The organism is Herbiconiux daphne (assembly GCF_024979295.1).
Taxonomy (GTDB): Bacteria; Actinomycetota; Actinomycetes; order Actinomycetales; family Microbacteriaceae; genus Herbiconiux; species Herbiconiux daphnes.
Genome location: NZ_JANLCJ010000333.1, coordinates 1 through 755 on the forward strand (window position 1 = coordinate 1; position 755 = coordinate 755).

Below are 755 nucleotides of genomic sequence, written 5' to 3' on the forward strand. Positions count from 1 at the left end.
ACCACACAATCAAAATTATCAGTTAGGAAAAGCCATAATAATAAACCTCCCTGAGCCTTAAACTCATCCGGCCTATGTAAAGCAGAATGTAAGCTAACAATGTTTTTAGATCCTGCTTGTAATGAGCATCGCTTAACATCGAATTTAAGGATCTCACCCTCTGGAGTAATAGCCAGTAAATCAAATAAACCATTAGAGCTAATGTTAGCGAAAACCTCAAAGCCACGGTTAAGCAGGTAAGCCGCTGCTACATGTTCTGCTACATCACCCCTACGCCCATTGTTAGAGGTAATATCTTTACTGTATTTGTGTACTAGTCCCATGATTCTAAATTCACAAATGGTAGAAACAAAAAACCCCGCTCAAAGGCGGGGCTAATTAATAAATTAGTTTACTTGTGGGGCGATCTCATCATCCCCGAAAATGTTTTCCCCACGGGCTAGCGCTTCCTCGTTAGCCTGGCTGGATAAACGCGCCTCTTGCTCATGATATAGAGCGGTGAGGCTTTCAGTAACAACATGAATCCGGGATAACTCCACCTCATCAGGTGTATAGGCGTTCAAAGCTACCCCACATGGAATAGCAAACACTAACCATTCTGCCGCCGCCTGAATAACAGACTGATTAGCAGAATTTGAAAACTCTTTAGTTAAATCAAATACCATCAAGAAACGCCCCTCACTTTCGGGGATGCCTACAATGAGTGCATTGTTAACATTAGGGATAGTAGTTAATTTAACCTTAGTAGCAATATC

2 protein-coding genes are annotated in these 755 nt (G+C 41.7%); both read right to left on the reverse strand.

Going from position 1 to position 755, the window contains the following annotated elements; genetic code table 11:
- Positions 1–323: hypothetical protein (locus N1032_RS25045; RefSeq protein WP_259543272.1), on the reverse strand; the 323-nt coding region annotated here is incomplete at its 3' end.
- 63 nt (positions 324–386) lie between these two features.
- On the reverse strand, positions 387–755 hold a 369-nt coding region (locus N1032_RS25050), incomplete at its 5' end, for a hypothetical protein (RefSeq protein ID WP_259543273.1).